Consider the following 4,105-nt stretch of genomic DNA (forward strand, 5'->3'; position numbering starts at 1 on the left):
TACCGGCGCACGAACTGCGCGTCCGGCGGGGCCCGGCCACAGGTCGGTGAGGTCCACGCGCCGGTCGCGCAGTTCGTGCGCCGGTACGCCCAGCAGCGCGGGCGCGATGCCGGGCGCGAAGCGGACCCCGACCGCGTCGGTGAAACCGCCGCCGGCGCCGGAGAGCGGCGGTGTGAAGGCGTGGGTGTCGGGTCCCGCGACGCTCAGCCGGCCGCCGATCCACAGCAGATCCATGCAGCCGTCGGGCAGGACGGGGTAGACGGGGCCGCCGTCGCTCTCCGGCGCCGTCCGCGTCCACACGACGACGCCGTCGACCCGCGACGCCCGTTCCCTGTACACACGTCCAGGCTACGACGTACCCACCCGCGGGCTACGGCTTCTACTCCTTGTCCCGGCCCGCGTGGAAGCGGGACTTCAGGTCGTCCGGCGGCAGGAAGCGGGACCATCTCTCCGGGAACTCCGACGGCATGTCCGGATCGGGGCCGTACTCCCCGTGGTCCCCGTCGTCCGGCTCGCCCGACGCCGCCTCCACCCGTGCGACCAGTTCCGCCGCCTGGGCGGCCCGCAGGCGGTCGTTGGCCGCGCGGGCCGCAGAGGTGGCCACCGACGGCCACACGCGGTCGATGGCGGCGTTGACCGCCGCGCCGACCAGCACCGCGAAGGCCGAGATCCCTATCCACAGCAGAACCGCGATGGGCGCCGCGAGGGAGCCGTAGATCGTGGGACCCTCGACCGTGCTGGTGAGGTAGATCCGCAGCAGGAAGCTGCCGAAGACCCACATGGCGAGCGCCACGAGCGCGCCGGGCACGTCCTCGATCCACGGTGACCGCGCGGGCACGGACACGTGGTAGAGCGTCGTCAGGAAAGCGATGGAGAGCAGGATCACCACCGGCCAGTACAGGACGCTGGCGACCTCCGTGCCCCACGGGATGAGGTCGACGACCCTGTCCGGCCCCACCACCGCCAGCGGCAGCACGACGGCGCCGATGAGCAGCGCCACGATGTAGAGCAGGAACGCGAGGAGCCGGGTGGCGACGATGCCGCGCCGGCCGTCGAGTCCGTACATCACGGTGATGGTGTCGATGAAGACGTTCACCGCCCGCGAGCCGGACCACAGCGCGATGGCGAAACCGATGGAGATGAGGTCGGGGCGTCCGCCGTGCGTGACGTCCGACAGCAGCGGTCTGGCGATCTGGTCGACGCCCCGGTCCGAGAGGACCGTGCCGACCGCGGTGAGGATGTTCTGTTCGATCGAGGCGACCGTGGTGGTGTTGGTCCAGTCGTCTATGTACCCGAGCAGGCCGAGGAGACCGAGCATCAACGGCGGCAGGGAGAGCAGCGTGAAGAACGCCGCTTCCGCCGCGAGACCGAGAATCCGGTACTCGATGCACGAGTTGACGGTGTCCTTCAGCAGCAGCCAGGCCATCTTGCGCATGGGGACGTCACGGTAGAGGGCACGGGCCCGGCGGAGTCGGCCCGATGGCCGCTCGGGTGTTTCGTTTGCTGCCTGCACCTCCTTACCGTATCGGCATGACTGCGACCACCCACACAGTGACCAACCAGGTTCCGCCCCTGGTGGGATACGACGTCTTCAGCGGCGACCGGGCTCTCGCGGAGGGCCTGGAGCGGCACGCCGCACCCGAAGTCCTGGACGAGGCACGGGCGGAGCTGTCCGCGCTCGGTCTGGCGGCCGGTTCGGCGCGCGTACAGGAGTGGGGGACGCGGGCCAACGAGAACCCGCCGAAGCTGCGTACGCACGACCGGTACGGGCACCGGATCGACGAGGTCGAGTTCCATCCGGCCTGGCACCAACTCCTCGACGGGGCCGTGTCGGCGGGCCTCACCGACGCCTGGGGGCGGCCGGACGGGCATCTGCGCCGGGCCGCCGGGTTCTTCGTGTGGACGCAAGCAGAGGCCGGGAACGGCTGTCCGCTGTCCATGACGCACGCCGCGGTGCCCGCGCTGCGGACGGATCCGGCGCTGGCCGCCGAGTGGGAGCCCCGGCTCACGTCGCACCGGTACGAGCCCGGTCTGCGGCCCGCCGCCGAGAAGGCCGGGGCGCTGTTCGGGATGGGCATGACGGAGAAGCAGGGCGGCAGCGACGTACGGGCCAACACGACGGCCGCGACGCCGCTGGACGCCGACGGGGAGTATCTGCTCACCGGGCACAAGTGGTTCTGCTCGGCGCCGATGTGCGACGGGTTCCTGGTGCTGGCCCAGGCGCCGGCCGGGCTGACCTGCTTCCTCGTACCGCGTGTGCTGCCGGACGGGACGCGCAACGTGTTCCTGATCCAGCGGCTGAAGGACAAGCTGGGCAACCGGTCGAACGCGTCCGCCGAGGTCGAGTTCGACGGAACGTGGGCCCGCCGCGTCGGCGAGGAGGGGCGCGGGGTGCGCACCATCATCGAGATGGTGGCGGCGACGCGGGTGGACTGTGTGGTCGGATCGGCGGCGCTGATGCGGCAGTCGGTCGCGCAGGCGGTCCATCACGCCGCTCATCGCCGGGCGTTCGGGGGCGAGTTGATCGACAAGCCGCTGATGCGCAACGTACTGGCCGATCTGGCGCTGGAGTCGGAGGCGGCGACGACACTGGCGCTGCGGCTGGCGGCGGCGCAGGACGCGGTGCAGAGCACCGGGTCGGCGGCCGAGGGGGCGTTCCTGCGGCTCGCGGTGCCGACGGCCAAGTACTGGGTGACGAAGCGGTGTACGCCGGTCGCCGCCGAGGCGCTCGAATGTCTGGGCGGCAACGGTTACGTCGAGGAGTCAGGGATGCCGCGGCTGCTGCGTGAGTCGCCGCTGAACTCGATCTGGGAGGGCTCGGGGAATGTCCAGGCCCTCGACGTGCTGCGCGCGCTCCAGCGGGAGCCCGAGGCGCTGAACGCGTTCCTCCAGGAGGTCGGCCGGGCGCGCGGCGCGGACCACCGGCTGGACGCTGCGATCAAGGACCTGCTGACCGAACTCGCCGATCTGGACGGCATCGAGGCCCGCGCGCGGCGGCTGGTGGAGCGGATGGCGCTGGTGCTCCAGGGGTCGCTGCTGGTGCGGTGGGCGCCGTCGGCGGTCGCGGACGCGTTCTGCGCCTCACGCCTGGGCGGCGACTGGGGTACGGCCTTCGGGACGCTGCCGCACACGCTGGACCTGGAGTCGGTGGTGACACGGGCGCGGGCGGTCTGAGCGGGTCCGGCCGTACGGGGACGTCAGGGCCGAGGGTGGTGCTGCGCCGACACGGCACCACCCACGACTTGAAGTCACCTTCACTCATGAGATAGCTGTTCGCCAGGGTTGCAAGTGGTTGCAAAAAAATCCGAACGACGGGGCCCGATGAAGGACACACCGATCGACCTGTCACGTCTGACGGCGATGGACAGCGCGCAGGCGACACGGCTGCTCCGGCGGATCCGGGAGGCGTCGCTGGCCGGTGACCGGCCACCGATGGCGCCGCGCCCCGTCATCGGGGCGTCGTGGCAGCGGATGCGCCGCCTCGGTGTCGACCCCGACCGGCAGCGGACCGGGGAGGTGGTCCTGGCCGCGGACGAGCTCGAACACCGGCGTCGTACATCGGCACTCGCCGAGGTGATACGCGGCGTCACCGACGGACTGACCGCCATGGCCGACGCGTCGCTCCAGATCCTGGTGGTCTCCGACGCGCAGGGACGGGTCCTGTGGCGCGAGGGCAACGCAAGGGTGCTGCGGCAGGCCGACGGCATCGTCCTGGCGGCGGGCGCCGCCTGGTCGGAGCAGGTCACCGGGACCAACGCCATCGGTACGGCGCTGGCCGCGCGGGCCCCGGTGCGGGTCCACGCGGCCGAGCACTTCGTGCACGTCCTGACGGACTGGACCTGCGCGGCGGCCCCCGTGCACGACCCGCGCGACGGGCGGCTGCTGGGCGTCATCGACGTGAGCGGCCCGGCGACGGGCTTCCATCCGACGACGCTGGCGCTGGTGACCTCGGTCGCCAGGCTCGCCGAGAGCGAGCTGCGCGAGCGCCATCTGCGCGCCGTCGAGCGGCTGCGGTCGGTGGCGGCGCCGATCCTGTGCCGGGTGCGGGGGCGGGCGGTGGCCGTCGACACGCACGGCTGGACGGCGGCCGTGACGGGGATGGCGC

4 protein-coding genes are annotated in these 4,105 nt (G+C 72.1%); 2 read left to right on the plus strand and 2 right to left on the minus strand.

The window, feature by feature from the left end; genetic code table 11:
• Positions 1–339: DUF6597 domain-containing transcriptional factor (locus tag BHU15_RS35635; RefSeq protein ID WP_368483236.1), on the minus strand; the 339-nt coding region annotated here is incomplete at its 3' end.
• 40 nt (positions 340–379) lie between these two features.
• Entirely contained in the window at positions 380–1,513 is a 1,134-nt protein-coding gene (locus tag BHU15_RS35640) for a YihY/virulence factor BrkB family protein (protein WP_079128612.1), read from the minus strand.
• A 17-nt stretch (positions 1,514–1,530) separates the two neighbouring features.
• On the opposite strand from BHU15_RS35640, the gene BHU15_RS35645 reads away from it, so the two are divergent.
• Positions 1,531–3,174: an acyl-CoA dehydrogenase family protein gene (locus BHU15_RS35645; RefSeq protein ID WP_069630894.1), complete on the plus strand. Its 1,644-nt coding sequence runs from the start codon at positions 1,531–1,533 to the stop codon at positions 3,172–3,174.
• Positions 3,175–3,321: 147 nt separating this feature from the next.
• Positions 3,322–4,105, plus strand: a 784-nt coding sequence (locus BHU15_RS35650; protein ID WP_171908522.1) for a GAF domain-containing protein, incomplete at its 3' end; no start/stop codon positions are given.

The organism is Streptomyces niveus (assembly GCF_001723055.1).
Taxonomy (GTDB): domain Bacteria; phylum Actinomycetota; class Actinomycetes; order Streptomycetales; family Streptomycetaceae; genus Streptomyces; species Streptomyces niveus.

Excerpts from the sequence above, each read along its gene's own strand:
- BHU15_RS35645 (WP_069630894.1), top strand. The coding sequence starts at position 1,531 with ATGACTGCGACCACCCACACAGTGACCAACCAGGTTCCGCCCCTGGTG.